Source organism: Chitinophaga niabensis, assembly GCF_900129465.1.
GTDB lineage: Bacteria > Bacteroidota > Bacteroidia > Chitinophagales > Chitinophagaceae > Chitinophaga > Chitinophaga niabensis.
Genome location: NZ_FSRA01000002.1, coordinates 419,282 through 438,204, shown reverse-complemented (window position 1 = coordinate 438,204; position 18,923 = coordinate 419,282). Strand labels below are relative to the sequence as shown.

General features: G+C 45.4%; 21 protein-coding genes. 16 read left to right on the top strand and 5 right to left on the bottom strand.

The genetic code is table 11. The annotated features are described in order from the left end of the window. The first annotated feature begins 13 nt into the window (after positions 1–13). The 6 genes from BUR42_RS18650 to BUR42_RS18625 all read left to right on the top strand — a co-directional run bounded on the left by BUR42_RS18650 (position 14) and on the right by BUR42_RS18625 (position 7,161). The gene (locus tag BUR42_RS18650; RefSeq protein ID WP_084185698.1) at positions 14–1,027 is read left to right on the top strand and encodes a PorP/SprF family type IX secretion system membrane protein; all 1,014 of its coding nucleotides are present in this window, start codon (positions 14–16) and stop codon (positions 1,025–1,027) included. 15 nt (positions 1,028–1,042) lie between these two features. Continuing rightward, positions 1,043–2,953 carry an OmpA family protein gene (locus BUR42_RS18645; protein ID WP_074240939.1) on the top strand — a complete coding sequence of 637 codons (1,911 nt, stop codon included), beginning with the start codon at positions 1,043–1,045 and terminating at the stop codon, positions 2,951–2,953. Positions 2,954–3,049: 96 nt separating this feature from the next. Continuing rightward, entirely contained in the window at positions 3,050–5,206 is a 2,157-nt protein-coding gene (locus tag BUR42_RS18640) for a TonB-dependent receptor (RefSeq protein WP_074240938.1), read from the top strand. Between the two features lie 34 nt (positions 5,207–5,240). Further along, positions 5,241–5,891, top strand: a complete 651-nt coding sequence (locus BUR42_RS18635; RefSeq protein ID WP_074240937.1) for a hypothetical protein — start codon at positions 5,241–5,243, stop codon at positions 5,889–5,891. Between the two features lie 68 nt (positions 5,892–5,959). Beyond that, complete coding sequence (locus BUR42_RS18630; protein ID WP_074240936.1) at positions 5,960–6,256, top strand: winged helix-turn-helix domain-containing protein; 297 nt, start codon at positions 5,960–5,962, stop codon at positions 6,254–6,256. 59 nt (positions 6,257–6,315) lie between these two features. Then, on the top strand, positions 6,316–7,161 hold the full coding sequence (locus BUR42_RS18625; RefSeq protein ID WP_074240935.1) for a class I SAM-dependent methyltransferase: 846 nt from the start codon (positions 6,316–6,318) through the stop codon (positions 7,159–7,161). 1 nt (position 7,162) lies between these two features. Here BUR42_RS18625 and pdxA read toward each other — a convergent pair whose 3' ends face one another. After that, positions 7,163–8,239 (bottom strand): 4-hydroxythreonine-4-phosphate dehydrogenase PdxA, encoded by a 1,077-nt coding sequence (gene pdxA / locus BUR42_RS18620; RefSeq protein WP_074240934.1) that lies wholly within the window; start codon positions 8,237–8,239, stop codon positions 7,163–7,165. A gap of 96 nt (positions 8,240–8,335) precedes the next feature. Between pdxA and rsmA the strand changes: the two genes are divergently transcribed. From rsmA to BUR42_RS18600, 4 genes are all read left to right on the top strand, one after another. Further along, positions 8,336–9,088, top strand: a complete 753-nt coding sequence (gene rsmA, locus BUR42_RS18615; protein ID WP_074240933.1) for a 16S rRNA (adenine(1518)-N(6)/adenine(1519)-N(6))-dimethyltransferase RsmA — start codon at positions 8,336–8,338, stop codon at positions 9,086–9,088. Continuing rightward, positions 9,085–10,011 carry an NAD(P)-dependent oxidoreductase gene (locus tag BUR42_RS18610; RefSeq protein WP_074240932.1) on the top strand — a complete coding sequence of 309 codons (927 nt, stop codon included), beginning with the start codon at positions 9,085–9,087 and terminating at the stop codon, positions 10,009–10,011. Before rsmA ends, BUR42_RS18610 begins: the two co-directional genes overlap by 4 nt. 145 nt (positions 10,012–10,156) lie before the next feature. Next, positions 10,157–10,633 carry a transcription elongation factor GreA gene (gene greA / locus BUR42_RS18605; RefSeq protein ID WP_074240931.1) on the top strand — a complete coding sequence of 159 codons (477 nt, stop codon included), beginning with the start codon at positions 10,157–10,159 and terminating at the stop codon, positions 10,631–10,633. Positions 10,634–10,700: 67 nt separating this feature from the next. Beyond that, positions 10,701–11,090: an HIT family protein gene (locus BUR42_RS18600; RefSeq protein ID WP_074240930.1), complete on the top strand. Its 390-nt coding sequence runs from the start codon at positions 10,701–10,703 to the stop codon at positions 11,088–11,090. Here BUR42_RS18600 and BUR42_RS18595 read toward each other — a convergent pair. Beyond that, entirely contained in the window at positions 11,085–11,786 is a 702-nt protein-coding gene (locus BUR42_RS18595; RefSeq protein WP_074240929.1) for a response regulator transcription factor, read from the bottom strand. The two genes, BUR42_RS18600 and BUR42_RS18595, sit on opposite strands and share 6 nt — an antisense overlap. A gap of 166 nt (positions 11,787–11,952) precedes the next feature. Continuing rightward, entirely contained in the window at positions 11,953–12,516 is a 564-nt protein-coding gene (gene ruvC / locus BUR42_RS18590) for a crossover junction endodeoxyribonuclease RuvC (protein WP_200798320.1), read from the bottom strand. Between ruvC and BUR42_RS18585 the strand changes: the two genes are divergently transcribed. The 3 genes from BUR42_RS18585 to BUR42_RS18575 are packed head-to-tail and all read left to right on the top strand — an operon-like array spanning position 12,464 to position 15,078. Beyond that, positions 12,464–13,537: a lysylphosphatidylglycerol synthase domain-containing protein gene (locus tag BUR42_RS18585; RefSeq protein WP_084185696.1), complete on the top strand. Its 1,074-nt coding sequence runs from the start codon at positions 12,464–12,466 to the stop codon at positions 13,535–13,537. The genes ruvC and BUR42_RS18585 overlap by 53 nt on opposite strands. A 10-nt stretch (positions 13,538–13,547) precedes the next feature. Then, positions 13,548–14,342: a DUF3108 domain-containing protein gene (locus BUR42_RS18580; protein WP_074240927.1), complete on the top strand. Its 795-nt coding sequence runs from the start codon at positions 13,548–13,550 to the stop codon at positions 14,340–14,342. Positions 14,343–14,376: 34 nt separating this feature from the next. After that, positions 14,377–15,078: a response regulator transcription factor gene (locus BUR42_RS18575; RefSeq protein WP_074240926.1), complete on the top strand. Its 702-nt coding sequence runs from the start codon at positions 14,377–14,379 to the stop codon at positions 15,076–15,078. A gap of 36 nt (positions 15,079–15,114) precedes the next feature. On the opposite strand, the gene ruvB is transcribed toward BUR42_RS18575, so the two are convergent. Continuing rightward, complete coding sequence (gene ruvB, locus BUR42_RS18570; protein ID WP_074243086.1) at positions 15,115–16,140, bottom strand: Holliday junction branch migration DNA helicase RuvB; 1,026 nt, start codon at positions 16,138–16,140, stop codon at positions 15,115–15,117. A gap of 68 nt (positions 16,141–16,208) precedes the next feature. Between ruvB and BUR42_RS18565 the strand changes: the two genes are divergently transcribed. Continuing rightward, positions 16,209–17,186: a M20/M25/M40 family metallo-hydrolase gene (locus BUR42_RS18565; RefSeq protein ID WP_074240925.1), complete on the top strand. Its 978-nt coding sequence runs from the start codon at positions 16,209–16,211 to the stop codon at positions 17,184–17,186. A 33-nt stretch (positions 17,187–17,219) separates the two neighbouring features. Here BUR42_RS18565 and BUR42_RS18560 read toward each other — a convergent pair whose 3' ends face one another. Then, positions 17,220–18,083 carry an endonuclease/exonuclease/phosphatase family protein gene (locus BUR42_RS18560; protein ID WP_074240924.1) on the bottom strand — a complete coding sequence of 288 codons (864 nt, stop codon included), beginning with the start codon at positions 18,081–18,083 and terminating at the stop codon, positions 17,220–17,222. 137 nt (positions 18,084–18,220) lie between these two features. Between BUR42_RS18560 and BUR42_RS18555 the strand changes: the two genes are divergently transcribed. Both BUR42_RS18555 and BUR42_RS18550 read left to right on the top strand, forming a co-directional pair. Next, on the top strand, positions 18,221–18,595 hold the full coding sequence (locus BUR42_RS18555; RefSeq protein ID WP_143197513.1) for a hypothetical protein: 375 nt from the start codon (positions 18,221–18,223) through the stop codon (positions 18,593–18,595). Between the two features lie 42 nt (positions 18,596–18,637). Then, positions 18,638–18,919 carry a hypothetical protein gene (locus BUR42_RS18550; RefSeq protein WP_074240922.1) on the top strand — a complete coding sequence of 94 codons (282 nt, stop codon included), beginning with the start codon at positions 18,638–18,640 and terminating at the stop codon, positions 18,917–18,919. Positions 18,920–18,923 lie beyond the last annotated feature (4 nt).

Genomic DNA, 18,923 nt, shown 5'->3' with positions numbered 1-18,923 from the left:
TAAAAGAATATTTATGACGCGCTTGAAATACAGGATATACATAGGGCTGCTCAGCTGCTTTTTAATAGCAGGTAACCTGCAGGCACAGCAGAATGTACAGTTCAGCCAGTATGTGTTCAACGGACTCAGTGTAAACCCTGCGTATGCAGGATATAAGGGAGACTGGTACCTCAATACCATTTACAGGCATCAATGGGTAGGCATCCCTGGCGCGCCCCGCACAGGCGCTATATCTGTAGACGGGCTCACCAATGCCCGGGACGAAAAGGTGGGTGTGGGTTTACAGGTGATGTTCGATAAACTTGGACCGCAGGAAGCATTGTCTGCCTACGCCTCCTACTCCTACCGCATTCCGTTGGATGATGCAGATACAAAACGCTTATGCATTGGCCTGGGCGGAGGCATCACACAGTATTCGATAGATGGGAAGGCATTAACTTATGTGGATGATCTGGATGAGGCCATCCCTACCGGCAAAACATCTATTCGTATCCCGGATGCACGTTTTGGCGTCTATTATTACACATCTTCTTTTTATGCCGGAGTTTCTGTGATGGACCTTTTCTCTTTGTATACAGACAACAGTAAGTATTACTGGAATGGCTACAGTTATAAGGTGATTAAAAAAACACAACACATGTACCTCACTACAGGTTTCATGTGGAAGTTATCCGAACACCTGCAGCTGAAACCCTCCCTGTTGGTGAAAGAAGATTTCAAAGGCCCTACCAATGTAGACCTGAATGCTTTTCTGCTGATAGAAGAGAAGTTATGGCTGGGAGCTTCTTACCGTACAGGCGTGCGTTTATGGAATAAACCACAACTGGAAAAAGGGCTTGATCCTATAGATGCCGCCAGTTTTATGGTGGAATATTATGCAGGGGAACGTTTCCGTTTTGGTTACGCTTATGATCTTACGATCAATAAGATGGCCAGCCAGCAGCAAGGATCACATGAGATCTCCATCGGCGTATTTTTCGCGAATCGTCAAAACCGTTTGCGGGTGAGCAGTCCGCGTTATTTCTAATTGTAAAAGCGAACTATGTTCTTAAGATGCAGTATTATCATTGTGTTTATTGTATGGGCCGCATCTGCTTATGCGCAGGAGCAACGTTCCCTGCAACAGCGTGCAGATGCTCATTTTCAACGTGCGGAATATGCACCCGCAGCTGCATTATATGAAGTGATCGTTCGGAAGAAGCCATCTGCAGAGATCATGGAGAAGCTGGCTACCTCTTACAGGGCTGTGAATAAATACGAAGCAGCTGCCGGATGGTATGAAAAACTATTACAGCAACCTGGCGCTGCAGCTATCAATAAAAGATATTATGGAGATATGCTAAAGAGCATGGGGCAATATGAAGCCGCTAAAGTGCAATATAGCAGCTGGTCTTCAGAAGGTAATGCACAACAACTTATAGCAGGTTGCGATTCTGCCATGGCCTGGTTAAAGAACCCGGTATCGCTGCAATGGCAGGACCTTACTGCTCTCAATACACCCAATAGTGATTGGGGTACAGTGAAGTATGGAGATAAGATCGTTTTTGTATCTGACCGGGGAAATGATAAACGCAGGTATAAACGTAATAAACATCCCTTCCTGAAACTCTATACGGCCCAGCCCAATGGTGCATATGTAAGCTCCTTCCATAATGCTATGGATCATTTCCCTTATCACTCAGGTCCCGTATGCTTTTCCCGGAACGAGGACACAGCATGGCTAACTGTTACCTACCCCCGGAAAGTGAATTTTGAAAAAGCAGAACGGCCTGCTGTATATGGTAACCGAAGGCTTGAACTGCTCACCTATGTAAAAAAAGGGGCCACCTGGGCTTTACTGGCGCCCTTCCCGCATAATAATACAGCAGCTTTTTCATTAGGCCATGCTGCTATCAGTAATGATGGAAATATACTGTACTATACATCAGACCAGCCAGGTGGTGTTGGGCAAACAGATATCTGGTACAGTACACGCTTAAGCGATAGCAGCTGGAGTGCCCCCGTGAACTGCGGCCCGCAGATCAATACAACAGAGGCAGAAGAATTTCCTGTGATAGCGCCGGATGGTACATTGTATTTTTCCAGCAAAGGGCATGCAGGCATGGGAGGCTTTGATGTATTTGCTGCAAAAGGAGAAGGCAAACAATGGAGTACGCCCCTGAATATGCGTGTACCTGTTAACTCTTCTGCAGATGATTTTTCCTTCATGATAGACGGGCAATCCCGCGGGTATTTATCTTCTAACCGCAAAGGGGGAATAGGAGATGATGATATCTATGCCTTTATCATGGAAATGAGTAAAACACCATTTGTTGAACCGGACAGAAAAGTGCTGATCCTTGCAGCCACGGTGTTGGATAAGTTAAATAATAACCCGGTGCCGGAGGCTTTTACACTGATCAGCCAGCCGCCAAAAGACAGGCAATGGACACAAATTACGCCTGCAGATGGGACCAACTATTTAGTGCTGAACAATGATAGTAAGTATACAGCAGCAGCTTATAAAGGCGGCCGGAAAGCATTACCGGTTGAAGTATCTACTGCTGGCCGTACCGGCAACGATACGATACGTGTAACGCTTTACCTGGATGCGCAAACTGTTAAAGAAAGCCTGGCCATAGAAAACATTTATTACGACTTCAACAAGAGCTCCATCCGGGCAGATGCTGCAGCGATCCTGGATAAATTGGTGACGTTATTGCAGGAACACCCTTCAGCTACTGTATTACTCACTGCTCATACGGATGTAAGAGGCAGCGATGCTTATAATATTACTTTATCCAGCCATCGTGCTGCGAAGGCAAAAGAATACCTGTTGCAAAAAGGTATTCCTGCAGCGAGGATCGCTACAGGCTTCCAGGGAAAAAGAGCACCAGCTGACGATTGTGACCCTTGCAATGAAGCCCGGCATCAAAGCAATAGGAGAACAAATATTCAAATTCTTAAAAATTAACATGCTTATAATCAATGTATAGTGAATTTGTAACCTTGATATTTGGTTTATATTATAAACTAATTTACTTTTGGTTTGCAAACCTAATCTAACTATATGTTTAAGCTATTCTCAACCCTGATCATCTTCACCTGCATTCCCCTGCTGCTACAGGCCCAGTCGACTATCAGCGGCAGGGTAACAGATGCTAAAAAGCGACCCCTTGCCGGAGTGAACATTACGATCAAAGGCTCCTATGACGGAGCTACCAGTGCTAAAGACGGCACCTTTACTTTTACCAGTACCGCCAACGGAGAAAGATTCATCACAGCCAGCCTTACAGGATATCAAACACTGGAAATAAAAGCAGAACTCGGCACTTCCCAACAGTTTAACCTGGTATTAAAAGAAACAGTGAATCAGCTAAACATGGTTACTATTTCTGCAGGTAGTTTTGAAGCCAGCGATGAAAAGAAGAATACGGTATTGAAACCGCTGGATATTGTTACTACCGCAGGTGCCAACGCAGATATCGTAAGCGCACTGAAAACATTGCCTGGAGCGCAACAGGTAGGAGAGAAGGAAGGCCTTTTTGTAAGAGGAGGTACCGGTTACGAAACGCAAACCTTTATTGATGGTATGATGGTACGGAACGCTTTCTTCTCCGGCATGCCTGACTTTGCTGCGCGTGGCAGGTTTTCTCCCTTCCTTTTTAAAGGCACCACTTTCAGCAGCGGGGGGTATTCCGCACAATACGGGCAGGGTTTATCTTCCGCACTGGTATTGGAATCCACTGATCTGCCGGAGCGCTCTTCCTATTCATTGGGTATTGGTTCTGTTGGGCCAAGTGTTGGCGTGGATATTCTCACGAAGGATAAAAAGAAAGCCTATGGTTTTGAAGCGGATTACTTCAACCTGTCTCCTTATTTCAAAATAATGAAGCAAAAGCAGGAACCTACTATTGCGCCACAGGGAACCAATGGTTCTGCCAATTATCGGTTAAAAACCTCCAAGACCGGTATGCTGAAGATCTTTGTTACCGGCAGTTACCAGCGTTTTGGCTTTGAAGGAGAAAGCCTGGAATACCCGGGTTTTAAAGAAGCGTTTGAACTGGAGAGCTATAATATATACACGAACATCAACTATAAGGAAAACCTGGGTAAAGGCTGGCGCATGAACCTGGGTACTTCCTATAGTACTAACAGGGACAGGATCTATATGGATACTATTAATAAAGTACCTGCTCCCACGCGCGTAAAAGCCCGTCAGGACCTCAGCCAGGTAAGGCTGATGTTTACAAAGGGATTGGGTAAGTTCTCCGTATTACGTATTGGCAGTGAATATCAATACGGCGATGAGCGCTCCCGTTTTAACGGATTTGATGCTAACTACGTAGATGGTTACACGGCAGGTTTCGTAGAAAGCGATGTATATTTCACCCCACGTTTTGTAGGCCGTTTCGGAGCGCGATACGAGTATACTTCTATCCTGGCCAGATCAAACGTTGCACCCAGGGCTTCGCTGGCTTATAAGCTGGATAATAAAAGCCAGGTGGCTTTTGCCTATGGGGATTTTTATCAGAAACCTGAGCCCCAATACCTGCGCTTTACCCATGAACTGGGTTTCATGAAAGCAACCCATTACATTGCCAGTTATCAGCGCCTCGCGCAGTTCCATACTTTCCGTGCCGAATTGTTTTACAAAAAATATCATGATCTTGTGAAAACCACACCGGATTATAGTAACAACGGTACCGGTTATGCCAAAGGGCTGGAAGTTTTCTGGAGAGACAGGAAGTCTATCAAAAATGCAGATTACTGGATCTCTTATTCTTACCTTGATACCAAGCGGGATTACCTGAACTATCCTTATGAAGTGCAGCCGGATTTTGCCGCTAATCATACGGCCACGCTGGTATACAAACATTATATTCCATCCACGCAATTAAACCTGGGGGCCACGTATACATTCGCTACCGGGAGACCTTATTTTAATCCCAACCGTCCGGAAAGTGAGTTCATGAAAGATCGCACAAGAACGTTAAATACGCTCAGCGTGAATGTGAACTATCTCACTTCCATCGGTAAGGCATTTACGGTATTTGTGTTTACCATGACCAATGTATTAGGGAATGATCAGGAGTATGGCTTCCGTTATTCTTCAGACAAATTACGCCGCAATATGGTGGGCCCAATGGCACCGCGGTTCTTTTACCTGGGCATGTTCATGAGCTTTGGTATCGACCGCCGCCAGGAACAAATAGACAGACAATAATCATTCATTCATCGTTTATAAAATCTACAATCATATGAAACAAATCCTCTTTTCTCTTTTAATGGTTACCGGGATCACTTTTGCAGCCCGGGCCCAGAGCGAACAATATCAGCAGGCTATGAACCAGCAGGTAGGGTTGCTGGACAGTGCCAGCTCTTTTACACAAGCTGGCATGCAGCAACTGGGTAATACATTTGAGCGGGTAGCCGAAGCAGAAAAAACACAGTGGCTGCCGTATTATTATGCTGCTTACTGCCGGGTGAATGAAGCCTTTTTTACACAGGATAAGGGAAAGGTGGATGAAATAGCTGATAAGGCATTGCTGAATATTGAAAAAGCAGCAGCATTGAAAGGAAAGGATTCAGAGATCAGTTGTATCTTGTCCATGATCGCATCTGCCCGCATAGGGGTAGATCCAATGACCCGCGGCATGAAATATGGTATGGAATCAGGTCAGCACCTGGAGGAGGCCAAAAAACTGAACCCGGAGAATCCAAGGGTATATATGCTGGAGGGCCAGGCTCTCCTGTATACACCGGAAGCTTTTGGTGGCAGCAAAACAAAAGCAAAAGAAAAGTTTGAAGAATCTTTGAAAAAATTCGCAACAGAAAAACCGGCAGATAAACTTACGCCTCATTGGGGTGAAGGATATGTGAAGGCGCTGATGGCGGATCTCAGTAAATAAAATTATAACAGCATACAGGCAGGTGGTTCCCGCCTGTATGCTGATCTACCTACACGTAACTGAACTAAATGGACTTTAAAGAACTTGATCCGGTGTTACATTCACAGCTGCGGCTGGCAGTGATGTCTGTATTGATCAGCGAACAGGAAGCGGAATTTACGCATCTGAAAGAAAAAACAAATGCTACGGCAGGTAACCTGAGTGTGCAGATCAATAAATTGAAAGATGTGGAATATATTGAAGTTGTCAAGCAATTCAAGGATAATTATCCGCAAACGATCTGTAAGATCACACCTAAAGGGGTGAAAGCTTTTCAGGGCTATGTAAAGTCTATTCAATCCTATTTGCATACCGGCAAAAAGTAGCGCACTGTTACATCAATGCAGCGTTAATCCCTATCTTCATTATCTTAAAGACACAGATAATGGAACTTGTTGACCATACCCTGAAAGTGGCTCCTACAGCCGCTCTGGTGCTATACCATGCACGCTCGCTATATGAAAGCGGTCCGGAAAAGACCTATTTATCAAAAATAGATTTTAGCGAAATTCAGCAGCTTTCTGAAAAGATGGAAGCATCTTATAAAGACTTCGACTATACGGTATTGTGCCGCAAGCGTTTTGTCCGTTATCTGCTGGATCAGTATTTATCGGAAGATGCACCTGTACAGGTATGCATTTTAGGTGCAGGGCTTGATCCGATCTCTTTGCATCTGCTGCAACAGTATGATCATGCAGTATCCGGCATTTTTGAAGTGGATATGGATCACCTTGGGATAAAACAAAAGCTCTACGAACGTTTGTTGCCCGATAATAAAAAGATACATTTTATTCAGGCGGATATCACAGATACCCTGCATCTGCTGGACCGTCTCCGCGATGCGGGGTATTCTCCTGCTTTTCCTACGCTGGTAATATTTGAAGGCCTGCTGCCTTATATCGGGGATGAACATTTCCTCAACATCATGCAGCTGTTCAGAACGGTGAATAAAACGAATGTGGTGCTGATGGATTATATCCTTCCTGAGGAATATATGCCTGAGAGTACTTTGCCTGCCTGGTATGCCGTAAAGAAAGGTGTGGAAGCTTTTATCGGGGGAAGTCTTTATAGCTGCAGCCGTCAGCAGATCTTTAACCTCGTGGCCGTTCTGCATGGCGATGTTGCCAGCGTGGATTCCATGCAGGATGTGGAATTCAAGCTCAATGGCCGGAATGAGGTATATTATGAAGATGGGGAAGGCCTGATCGAAATGGTAGTGTTCTATCTGTAGATTAAAGACCTTCCGAAGCCAGTTCTGATTTCTTTAGCGGATTGCGGGTAGCTTCTGCATAATCTTCCCTTTGCATAATAATGTCTATGCAGGTGTATACGGCCTGCCTGAAAGAAGACGCATCTGCGGTGTTCTTACCGGCAATGTCAAATGCAGTGCCGTGATCAGGAGAAGTGCGTACAATGGGAAGGCCCGCGGTGAAGTTGATACCTTCTCCTGTAGCTAAGGATTTGAAGGGGATCAGGCCCTGGTCGTGATACATGGCCAGTACGCCATCGAACTTGCGGAACATTTCCCTTGCAAAGAAGGCATCTGCGCTATAGGGGCCAAAACAAAGCAGGCCGTTGTGTTTGGCTTGTTTAATGGCAGGGCCGATGTGTTTGATCTCTTCATCGCCGATGAGGCCTTCATCGCCGGCATGCGGGTTAAGGCCCAATACGGCAATACGGGGTTTATCTATACCAAAATCCTTCACCAGGCTGTCTTTCATGATATTCAGCTTGCTCAGGATATTTTCTTTTGTTACATACTTCGCTATCTCGGCAACGGGTACATGTTCCGTGAGCAGGCCCACGCGCATGTTCTCAGCGGTCATAAACATCAGCACATCCTTACTCTGGAAAGCATCCTGGAGGTAAGGGGTGTGGCCGGTGAAATTAAAATCCGCGCTTTGAATGTTCTTTTTATGGATAGGGGCTGTTACCAGGCCGTCGATCTCTTTATTCTTCAGGCATTCGATGGCAACTGCCAGGGAACGGGCTGCGTATTTGCCGCCGGTTTCGTTCAGGATGCCAGGTGTGATCTGCACTTCTTCCTCCCAGCAATTGAAAACGCTCACCTGCTTTGGGTTCAGCCGGTTAAAATCCTTTATGCTCTGGTAATTGAAATTGTTTTCGTTGAGCAGCTTCCGGTAGAAGTTAATGGTTTTGTTGGAAGCAAATATCACAGGCGTACATAGTTCCAGCATACGCGGGTCAGCGAAGGTCTTAATGATCACTTCAGTTCCAATACTGTTAAGATCTCCAACGGAGATGCCGATCACGGGCCGGTTTATTTGTGCGGAGGCTGTTGTACTCATGCGTTTTACTGATAAAGTATGCTGACAAATATACGTGGAATTGTTGACAGATTAGGAGAGGCGGCCAAACTCGGTAGTATTCCTTAATTTTGCCGAATGTATACGCTAAAGAAATCACTGGGTCAGCATTTCCTGAAAGACGAGAACATCTGTAAACAGATCGTGGGATCGCTGCCTGTGGAAAAGGGTATGCAGGTACTGGAAGTAGGACCCGGAGCGGGTGCCATCACCAAATACCTGCTGGAGATCCCGGATATTCACTTTAAGGCGGTAGAGCTGGATGCAGAGAAAGTGCAATACCTGGAGAAAACCTTCCCGGCTATACAGGGAAAGCTGATCCTGGATAGTTTCCTGGAAACGCCGGTACCTTATGAGGGCCAGTTTTCCGTGATCGGCAATTTCCCTTATAATATCTCCACGCAGATCATGTTCCGGATCCTGGACTGGAGGGAGCAGGTGCCTGTAGTGGTGGGTATGTTCCAGAAAGAAGTGGCAGTAAGGATTGCAGCGAAGGAAGGAAATAAGGATTATGGGATCCTGAGCGTATTCCTGCAACGGTTCTATGATATAGAATTCCTCTTTGAAGTACAGGAAGATGCCTTCAATCCTCCGCCGAAAGTAAAATCCGGCGTGATCCGCCTTACCAGGCTGGATGCTCCGCTGGCTGTGAAGAGTGAAAAGAAGTTCACCTTACTGGTGAAAACAGCATTCGGCCAGCGTCGTAAACAATTGCGCAATCCGCTGAAAGGTTTTTTTGATAAGGAATATTTACAGCAACCAATATTTACTAAAAGGGCCGAAGAGCTTACTGTAGCAGATTTCGTAGCCCTGTCCGAACACATGTTATGAGTCAGAAAGTTTTAATTACCGCCAAAGTACATGAGTACCTGATCAATCAGCTTGAGTCAAAAGGATACACCGTTCATTACCAGCCCTCCATTACTTATGATGGGGTGATGCAGGCGATACATGATGTAAAAGGCATGATCGTAACCACCCGTATTAAAGTAGATAAGGCCATGATAGACCGTGCTGCGGAACTGCAGTGGATAGGGCGTTTGGGGTCCGGCATGGAACTGATAGACGTACCTTATGCAGAAAGTAAAGGTATTCATTGTGCCAGCAGCCCTGAAGGAAATATGGATACCGTAGGCGAACAGGCGGTGGGTATGCTCATTATGCTGCAGCATAACCTGCTTCGCAGCAACCTGCAATTGCGGGAAGGGATCTGGGAGCGGGATGGCAACAGGGCCTGGGAACTGGGTGGCAAAACCATTGGTATTATTGGTTATGGCCATACGGGAAGTGCATTTGCCCGTAAGCTCCGCGGGTTTGATATGCGTATCCTGGCTTACGATAAATATAAAAAAGGGTATGGTAATGATCTTGTAACGGAAACAGATATGGACACCATTTTCCGGGAAGCGGATGTGGTGAGTTTGCATCTGCCGCTTACAGAAGAAACCCGGCACCTGGGGAACACTGCTTTCTTCAGTTCATTTGCAAAACCGGTCTGCCTGATGAATACTTCCCGCGGTAAAGTGGTAAGCACGGCTGACCTTGTGGCGGCGCTGGAATCCGGAAAGATTGCAGGTGCTTGTCTTGATGTATTGGAAAACGAAAAACTGGAAACATTCAGTGAAACAGAAAAGGAACAGTTCCGGTATTTACTGCAAAATGACCGCGTGATCCTCACCCCGCATATAGCAGGATATTCTCATGAAGCCAGTATAAAAATGGCGCAGATCGTACTTAAGAAGCTAAACGTTTAGCTTCTCTGTATTAGTGAATTTTATATGTGAAACGGGCTAGGGATCGGAATAAATTTTAGTTATATTTGCAATCATCACTACTTAATGACGTCTTTGCGCAAGCGGGGGCGTTAATTTTTTTTTCTCATACTAAATCATAAAGGTTATGTCAGGCGTAAATTATGTAACCAAGGAAACCCTTGATTCAATGAGGGATGAACTTACGCAGCTTAAAACAAAAGGCCGCTCAGAGATTGCCAAAGCTATTTCCGAAGCACGTGAAAAAGGGGATTTGAAAGAGAATGCAGAATACGATGCAGCAAAGGAAGCACAAGGCATGCATGAAGCCAAGATCGCCGTCCTGGAAAATGCGATCGCTACTGCAAGGATTGTGGCAGCAGATGCCATCGATACTTCCAAAGTATCTGTGCTTTGCAAAGTAACTATCACCAATCTCGCGAATAAGAAAACCCTTACTTATCAGCTGGTTTCAGAATCCGAAGCGGACCTGAAGCTGGGTAAGATCTCTGTTACTTCCCCGATCGGAAAAGGATTGCTGGGTAAGAAAGTGGGAGAGGAAGCCAATATCCTGGCGCCTAATGGGAATAATATGAAATTCAAGATAGAACAGATCTCTATCTGAGTAAAATAACTTTACAGCATGAAGGCCTTCCGATGAGACCGGGGGGCCTTTTTTAACTCAACCCGTTATGACCATCTTTTCAAAAATTATCAAAGGCGAAATTCCCAGTTACCGTATTGCTGAGAACGACCGGTTCTATGCTTTCCTGGATATTTTTCCGTTAGTGAAAGGGCATACGCTGATAGTGCCTAAAGTGGAGACCGATAAATTTTTTGATGTAGCGGACGATCTGCTGCAGGAATGGTTATTGTTTGCAAAACCTATTGCAAGGGCTATAGAAAAGGCGATTCCCTGTAACCGTGTAGGATTGAGCGTGGTAGGGCTGGAGGTACCACATGCGCATATGCACCTGGTGCCCATCAACTCTGCTGATGACCTTAATTTTACCCGTTCCAAACTGAAGTTATCTCCGGAAGAATTCAGGGGAATACAGGAATCTATCCTGGCTCAGTTATAAAGTTGAGACATAGAACTTGAAGCCGATCCCGTGGAGTGTTTCGAGTTTTACTTCTTTATCGTCACTGAAGTGTTTTCTGATCTTGGTGATAAAAACGTCCATGCTCCGGCCGAGGAAATAATCGTCCTTTCCCCAGACGTGGTATAGGATCTCTTCGCGTTTAAGCGTTTTATTGGCGTTCTCGCAAAAGAACTTCAGGAGGTCTGCTTCCTTTTGTGTAAGGGAGGCTTTTAATTTGCCGCTTTTGTCCGTCAGCTTAAGTTCTCCATAATCAAAAGTGGTTTTGCCTACGGCGAACGTAGTCCGTTTGTCTGCATTGAGCGGACGGGTACGTTTCAGGAAAACTTCAATACGGAGTAATAATTCCTGCATGCTGAAAGGCTTGGTAACATAGTCGTCAGCACCATGTTTGAACCCGCTGATCTTATCCTCATCCAGGGATTTGGATGTGAGGAACAGTATAGGGATCAAGTCGTTCCGTTGCCTGATCTGCTTTGCCAGTTCGAAGCCGTTTTTCTTAGGCATTACAACATCCAGCAGGCATATATCGTACAGGCTTTTCTGAAACGTTTTCCAAGCTATCTCTCCATCTGAACAGTGGGTCACCTCGTATCCGGATTCTTCCAACCGCTTTTTGGTAATTGCACCCAGGTTATAATCATCCTCCACTAGTAATATTCTAGCCTTCGTATCCATCTACGAAAAATATTAGGGGTGATAAAAGATATAAATAATCATTTTAACATGTGTAACATTCACTTAATACGTGTTCTTTAAGTGACTCAGCCATAATTTAGTTCAAAATAAGTACATTTTCCCAATTAACAAACAGCAGCTATCGTCTATTTGTTCAAAAGGCTGGCTAACCCTTTGATACTCTTTCAGGGTGCTGTTGCAGGAATTTATCCCAACCCTTTGCCTTTCCGATACCTGCGAGGGGATTATTTTCCTGAAAATGATGACAAACCGCCACTGCCAGGGCATCCGTAGCATCCAGGTACTCAGGTTGCTCGGAGAACAGGAGGATCCTTTGCAGCATTTGCCAGACCTGCTCCTTATTGGCATTACCGTTGCCGGTGATGGATTGCTTTACTTTTTTAGGGGAATATTCAGCTACCTGTACCCCGGCCTGCATGGCGGTGGCAATAGCTACTCCCTGAGCCCGGCCCAATTTTAGCATACTCTGAACATTCTTCCCAAAGAAGGGGGCTTCGATGGCGCAACTGTGAGGCTGGTGTTTCTGAATGAGCTCATTCATGCAGTGGTGGATCTTTTGCAGCCTTTCGTAATGATCTTTCTTAGGGTTGAGCTTTAGTACATTCATTTCAATGATCTGAACTTTTTGGCCGGTAACGGCAATCAAACCATAACCCATGATAATAGTACCTGGATCGATGCCTAGAATTATTTTAGTGTTGTTTGCCAAGCGAAAGTTATTTTTGCCAAAATCTGTACGTCTGAACAAAAGTACCAAATTAATACTCAATTACGTTCTGGGGGCAGCCCTCTTCATCTGGTTAACCTTTGCTTTGTATCAGCAGATACAGCATCAGCCAGACCTTCCCGCTGCCTGGCAGCACATGAAAGAGTCCCTGGTACAGAAAGGTTTCTTTCTTTTACTAATAGTGACCGTGCTCATGTTCGCCAACTGGGGGCTGGAAGCCCGGAAATGGCAGTTGCTGGTGCAGCCGCTGGAAGAAGTGCCTTTTTACAGAGCCTTTGGTGCTATACTGAGTGGTGTTTCCTTATCTGTAAACACCCCCAACAGGATGGGGGAGTATGGCGGCCGCATCCTTTACCTGAATAATCGTAACAAGCTGAAAGCCATTGCGGCTACCATTGTAGGTAGCTTTTCGCAACTGATCACTACCATTGTGTTCGGCATGATCGGGTTGATCTATTACATTAATAGCTATGCCATGAATGAGAACGATCACCAGTTCGTTCCCCATTTTAAGGAGAAATTATTGTTAGCAATTCTTCCGGTGATCATAGTTTTGGTGCTAATGCTCTATTTTCGGTTACGGATCATCGTAGCTATATTTGAGAGGATCCCCTGGTTGCGAAAAGTGAAAGTGTTTGTACAAATAATAGCCCGTTATTCACCCCGTGAACTGGAGAAGCTTTTACTCCTGAGTGCCATACGGTACGTGGTTTTTACGGCACAATATTTGATTTTATTATATGCGTTGGGTGTAACATTTGTGTGGTGGCAGGGGTTCTTTATGATCAATGTTATCTACCTTGTAATGGCCATGGTACCTACCATAGCTATTGCCGAAATAGGCATCCGAGGCAAAGTGAGCGTGAGCTTCCTGGGGCTGTTAAGCGCTAACGCAGCCGGAATTCTGGCAGCAACTGTGGCCATTTGGCTCATTAACCTGGTATTACCCGCCGTTATTGGCAGTATTTTGCTCCTCGACGTAAAAATTTTCAAGGATAAATAGCGATTGATCGATGAAGTATTTTTTAATGTTACTTATCGGGTTAACCCTTTCTTCTGAACGCTCTCAAGCGCAGGATAACTTCTGCGGGATAAAGAATACCAGCTTCAAAGCAGGCGAATCCTTCACCCTGAAAGTATTCTATAACCTCGGCAGCATGTTTGTGGGCGCCGGGGAAGCCGTTATTAATTGTACACTTGAAAAGTATAATGGTAAAGATGCTTATCATATAGTAGGAGATGGGCGTACCTATCGTACCTACGACTGGATCTTTAAAGTGCGGGACCGCTACGAAACTTATATAGATACCGCTACCATGCTGCCTATCCGTTTTATCCGGAATGTGAATGAGGGAGGATACAAGATCTATAATAATGTTGGCTTTAACCGGGAAGCATCCAGTGCTACCAGCACCAACGGCACTTTTAAAGTGCCTGCCTGTGTCCAGGATGTGATCAGCGCTATTTTCTATGCCCGTAATATCGATTTCTCCAAATATAAGCCGGGGGACAAGATCCCCTTCAGTATGTTCCTGGACGATGAAGTGTACGAAATTTACATCCGTTACATGGGTAAGGAAGAGGTGGATACCCGTTATGGCAAGTTCAGGGCTATCAAGTTCAAACCCCTGCTGATAAAGGGAAACACATTCAAAGGAGGGGAGGATATGAGTGTTTGGGTGAGTGACGACGGGAATAAGATACCACTTCGTATAGACAGCCCTATCTCCGTAGGAAGCATTAAAGTGGATATGATCAACTATGCCAACCTCCGCTACGATCTGACCTCTCTGGTGAAGAAAAGATAAGTTATATTTGTTCCAGGCTAAAAGCTTTTAAATTATGGAAGAACGTAAACCTAAGATACTGTTGGCGGAAGACGATACCAACCTTGGCATGGTACTGAAGAATTACCTGGAGCTGAACGATTATGAGGTAGAACTTTGCAGGGATGGCATTCTGGCCCTTGCTGCTTTCAGGAGAGAGAAATTTGATATATGCCTGCTGGATATCATGATGCCCAATATGGACGGTTTTAAACTGGCTGAAGAGATCAGGGACGTTGACCCGGATATTCCACTCTTCTTCCTTTCTGCCAAAACCATGAAGGAGGACATTATCCAGGGTTATAAACTGGGTGCGGATGATTATATCTCCAAACCTTTCGACAGTGAATTGCTGCTGCTCAAAATAAAAGCCATCCTGAAACGCAACCAGGAGCTGAATAATAAGGAAGAAGAAACCTTTGAGTTCAGCATAGGCTCCTACGCTTTCAATTCACGCCTCCGTACCCTGGTAAAGGATGGCGAATCCCATACGCTTTCTCCGAAAGAGAATGAGCTGCTGCATATGCTTTGCGAACATAAGAACGATCTGCTGCCACGTGAAGTTGCTTTGAAGAAGATCTGGGGTAGCGATACTTATTTCAATGGCAGAAGCATGGATGTGTATATTGCCAAACTAAGGAAATACCTGAAAGAAGATACCAATATCGAGATCGTGAATATCCATGGGAATGGGTTCCGGCTCGTTGTAAAGGACTAGCATAAAAAAAGGCGGGCTTTTAAAGCCCGCCTTTTTTTAGAATAACATATTAGGGCCCCGCAGCGGTGTTTTACCCATATGCGTATACGCTTTCTCTGTTACTTCCCTTCCCCGCGGTGTACGTTTAATAAACCCTTCCTGGATCAGGAATGGCTCATACACCTCTTCCAGCGTGCCGGCTTCTTCTCCTACAGCTGTGGCAATGGTGGTAAGTCCAACAGGGCCTCCCTTAAAATTTTCAATGATCACATTCAGGATGCGGTTATCCATTTCATCCAGTCCGTATTCATCCACACTCAATGCTTTCAGGCTGTATTGCGCAATTTCCATATCTATCACGCCATTCCCGATCACCTGCGCAAAATCCCGTACACGGCGTAAAAGTCCATTGGCAATACGTGGAGTGCCACGGGAACGGCGTGCAATTTCCATTGCGGCATCTGAAGTGATCTTAGTGCCCAGCAATCCTGCAGCGCGCCAGAGGATCTTTTGCAGGGTGGCAGAATTATAATATTCCAGGCGGGATTTGATCCCGAACCTGCTTAAGAGTGGTGATGTGAGTAATCCGGAACGGGTGGTGGCACCGATCAATGTGAAAGGATGAAGATTGATCTGTACGGAACGGGCATTGGGGCCGGAATCGATCATGATATCAATGCGGTAATCCTCCATGGCAGAATACAGGTATTCCTCCACTACTGTACTCAGGCGGTGTATTTCATCTATGAACAGTACGTCTTTAGGTTCAAGGTTAGTGAGCAGCCCTGCGAGATCGCCGGGTTTTTCAATAACAGGCCCTGAAGTTTCGCGGATGTTCACCCCTAATTCATTGGCAACAATACGGGAAAGTGTAGTTTTCCCTAAACCCGGAGGGCCGTGGAAAAGGATGTGGTCCAATGCTTCGTCCCGCAGTTTGGCTGCCTGGATAAAGACCTTCAGGTTCACAATGATCTGTTCCTGGCCGGAAAAATCGAGGATTTCTTTAGGCCGGATACTATTTTCGAACTCCTTCTCTGCGGCGCTTAGCCGGTTCTCATCTGGTCTTATGTTTGAATTGCTCATTAGATCACCTTTCGGATTCATCAAATGTAGTTAGAATCTAGTATTTTTAAGCAAATCAGCATCTGCTCATGAAAATTAAACTACCCGCCCTGTTCGGTCTGCTACTGGCAGGGATAGCACCATTAAAAGCACAACAGATCAATGAACAGGAAGTTAACCGCATTATCAGTGTATTGGCTGCAGACAGTCTGCAAGGCCGTAATACCTATTCTCCCGGTATTGAAAAAGCATCCTTGTTTATAGAATCAGAATTTGCAAAAGCCGGGTTGATACCCCTGCCCGGTGCGCAGGATTTCCGGCAGCGTTTTGCCACAGTGGGCAGAAAGATCTATGCACTGGATTCAGTGCCTGCAGATCAAAGTGCCCAGTTCCTGCACAATGTAACCGGTATGATCAAAGGCAGCAGCAAACCGGATGAATATGTGATCTTTTCTGCACACTACGATCACATTGGCATCCTCAAAGCAGTGGAAGAAGATAGTATTGCCAATGGTGCGGACGATGATGCATCCGGCGTTACAGCCGTGATCCTGCTGGCGGATCATTTTGCGAAACACCCCCCGGAGCGCAGTGTGATCTTTACTGCTTTTACCGCAGAAGAGATCGGCGGTTTCGGTTCCCGTTATTTCTCCAAACAACTGGATCCCGCTAAGATCGTTGCAATGTTTAATATCGAGATGATCGGCAAGGAATCGAAGTTTGGGAGGAACAGTGCATTCATTACCGGTTATGAGCGATCTGATTTTGGGAAGATCCTGCAAAAGAACCTGGATGGCTCCAGTTTTCAATTCCATCCGGACCCTTATCCGGAGCAGCGTTTATTCTATCGTTCAGATAACGCCACACTGGCCAGGCTGGGTGTGCCGGCACATACTATTTCCACTACGCAGATAGATAAGGATACTTTGTATCATTCCGTGAATGATGAAATAGAAAGTATGGATATGAAGAACATCGCAGATATTATTGAAGCGATTGCGGTAAGTGCTAAAAGTATTGTGGGAGGGAAGGATACACCTACACGGATAGCAGAAGAGAATAAATAAAAAAAGGGGCCTTGTTTTAAGAGGCCCCTTTTTTTATTTTCCTAAAGTAAGGATTGCAAATTGTGCGAAGTGGTCTGAAGCAAATAAGCCAGCCCATGACTGCGTGATGCAGGCATGTTGCCATACCGCCCAGTTGGCGCCTTTCAGGAAGATATAATCAATTGGTTCGTTCCCGATCTCTTTTGGCCCGAAACTATTGAAAGTACTGTTGGGTCCGTAATGCGGTATTTTGCTGAGGGGCTTGGCATCTTTCAGGTGTAATGGGTTCTGTGCATCCACAATTACCTCAATGGGTTCATCGTTTGGTTTGGCGTTGAAATCACCTGTGATCACGGCGGGTATTTTTCCTGCAATAGCATTTACTTTTTGCAGCAGCAGTTTAGCACTTTCACGGCGGGCAACCCTTCCCCTGTGATCAAAGTGGGTATTAAAATGATAGAATTCCTTTTTTGTTTTCCTGTCTTTAAAACGGGCATAGGTAACAATCCGCGGGAGTTGCGCGTCCCATCCTTTGCTGCCCACTTTATCCGGTGTTTCAGAGAGCCAGAAGGTTTTAGTATCTAATAACATCAGGCGGGTAGTGTCATAAAAGATAGCGGAGAATTCTCCTTTTTTATCACCATCGTCCCGGCCCACGCCTACATGTTTATATTGCGTAAGTGCTGCGGAGAGATCAGTGATCTGATCCCAGAGCGCTTCCTGTACGCCAAGGATATGCGGATGATGGAACAGTACCTGTGAGGATACTTTGTCCTTACGGTTGGGCCATGCATTAATGCTATCGCCCGCATTATTATAGCGGATGTTGAAGGTCATTACCTGCAGGCTGTTGTCCTGTGCCATGGCTGATACAGCGATGATGAGGCATAACAGGAGTGTAGCGGTGGATTTTTTCATGATATAACAAGATAGCGTTTTTACATTGGATTTTCCAATACCGAGATATTGTTGTCTGAGAGTGATAAAGTGTTAGTGTATTTTGAATGCATACTATACATTTTGAGATAGATTTGATGTTATAAAATCATTATCAGATGCCAAAGATAATTTCAATGACCGGTATGCATACCAACAGCACTTATCTGCCGGGGATACTTTTCAGAGATGATCAGGCTTATTACCATGCACATGTTCCTGCGCTGGATATTACAGGATATGGCATTACAAAGGAGGAGGCAAAAGCGTCGTTGCTGTTAACGCTGAAGATCTATTTTGATCGGCTGATGAAAGAGCGGGGATTGATTAAAGATATGGAATCACATGGCTGGATGATCGGGCCGCATCATGTGGTTCCGCCTGATCTGCTGAAGAGTGGTTTAGGTGGTTTGGAAAAGTGTATTGAGAGTGGCAGTGGTGTTTACCAGATCGGTTGCCGGATCAAATGGCCAGAGGGAGGTTTGTTTGGCTGATGGGGGGAGATCAATTGTATTGTTAACCTTAAATATTACAGTATGAATTTTATTGCATTGTCAGATGTTCCCCTGGATGCTTTCCGGTCTTTTTTACAGGAGCAGGGATATCGCTTTGGATGTATTCCCTGCGGGCATGAAAAGTGGTGTAAGGAGGGAAAGTTGCGGCCTATTGTTTTACGGATGTCCGCAGATCCGGTACCCGCGTATATAATCATGAATGCATTAAGGGCTATGGGAGTGGCTGTGAGTGAATTACTGCATTTCCTTGAAACCTGGCGCCGGGGTATAAAGAAAGAGCCGGAAATTCCGGCCCTTTCATGATGAT

What these genes read in the sequence shown, in the direction of transcription:
- greA (WP_074240931.1), top strand. Translation starts at nt 10,157, where the DNA reads ATGTCAGGCGTAAATTATGTAACCAAGGAAACCCTTGATTCAATGAGG.
- BUR42_RS18575 (WP_074240926.1), top strand. Translation starts at nt 14,377, where the DNA reads ATGGAAGAACGTAAACCTAAGATACTGTTGGCGGAAGACGATACCAAC.
- rsmA (WP_074240933.1), top strand. Translation starts at nt 8,336, where the DNA reads ATGTATACGCTAAAGAAATCACTGGGTCAGCATTTCCTGAAAGACGAG.
- BUR42_RS18550 (WP_074240922.1), top strand. Translation starts at nt 18,638, where the DNA reads ATGAATTTTATTGCATTGTCAGATGTTCCCCTGGATGCTTTCCGGTCT.
- BUR42_RS18565 (WP_074240925.1), top strand. Translation starts at nt 16,209, where the DNA reads ATGAAAATTAAACTACCCGCCCTGTTCGGTCTGCTACTGGCAGGGATA.
- BUR42_RS18555 (WP_143197513.1), top strand. Translation starts at nt 18,221, where the DNA reads ATGCCAAAGATAATTTCAATGACCGGTATGCATACCAACAGCACTTAT.
- BUR42_RS18580 (WP_074240927.1), top strand. Translation starts at nt 13,548, where the DNA reads ATGAAGTATTTTTTAATGTTACTTATCGGGTTAACCCTTTCTTCTGAA.
- ruvB (WP_074243086.1), bottom strand. Translation starts at nt 16,140, where the DNA reads ATGAGCAATTCAAACATAAGACCAGATGAGAACCGGCTAAGCGCCGCA.
- pdxA (WP_074240934.1), bottom strand. Translation starts at nt 8,239, where the DNA reads ATGAGTACAACAGCCTCCGCACAAATAAACCGGCCCGTGATCGGCATC.
- BUR42_RS18560 (WP_074240924.1), bottom strand. Translation starts at nt 18,083, where the DNA reads ATGAAAAAATCCACCGCTACACTCCTGTTATGCCTCATCATCGCTGTA.
- BUR42_RS18625 (WP_074240935.1), top strand. Translation starts at nt 6,316, where the DNA reads ATGGAACTTGTTGACCATACCCTGAAAGTGGCTCCTACAGCCGCTCTG.
- BUR42_RS18595 (WP_074240929.1), bottom strand. Translation starts at nt 11,786, where the DNA reads ATGGATACGAAGGCTAGAATATTACTAGTGGAGGATGATTATAACCTG.
- BUR42_RS18650 (WP_084185698.1), top strand. Translation starts at nt 14, where the DNA reads ATGACGCGCTTGAAATACAGGATATACATAGGGCTGCTCAGCTGCTTT.
- BUR42_RS18630 (WP_074240936.1), top strand. Translation starts at nt 5,960, where the DNA reads ATGGACTTTAAAGAACTTGATCCGGTGTTACATTCACAGCTGCGGCTG.
- BUR42_RS18585 (WP_084185696.1), top strand. Translation starts at nt 12,464, where the DNA reads ATGATAATAGTACCTGGATCGATGCCTAGAATTATTTTAGTGTTGTTT.
- BUR42_RS18610 (WP_074240932.1), top strand. Translation starts at nt 9,085, where the DNA reads ATGAGTCAGAAAGTTTTAATTACCGCCAAAGTACATGAGTACCTGATC.
- BUR42_RS18635 (WP_074240937.1), top strand. Translation starts at nt 5,241, where the DNA reads ATGAAACAAATCCTCTTTTCTCTTTTAATGGTTACCGGGATCACTTTT.
- BUR42_RS18645 (WP_074240939.1), top strand. Translation starts at nt 1,043, where the DNA reads ATGTTCTTAAGATGCAGTATTATCATTGTGTTTATTGTATGGGCCGCA.
- BUR42_RS18600 (WP_074240930.1), top strand. Translation starts at nt 10,701, where the DNA reads ATGACCATCTTTTCAAAAATTATCAAAGGCGAAATTCCCAGTTACCGT.
- BUR42_RS18640 (WP_074240938.1), top strand. Translation starts at nt 3,050, where the DNA reads ATGTTTAAGCTATTCTCAACCCTGATCATCTTCACCTGCATTCCCCTG.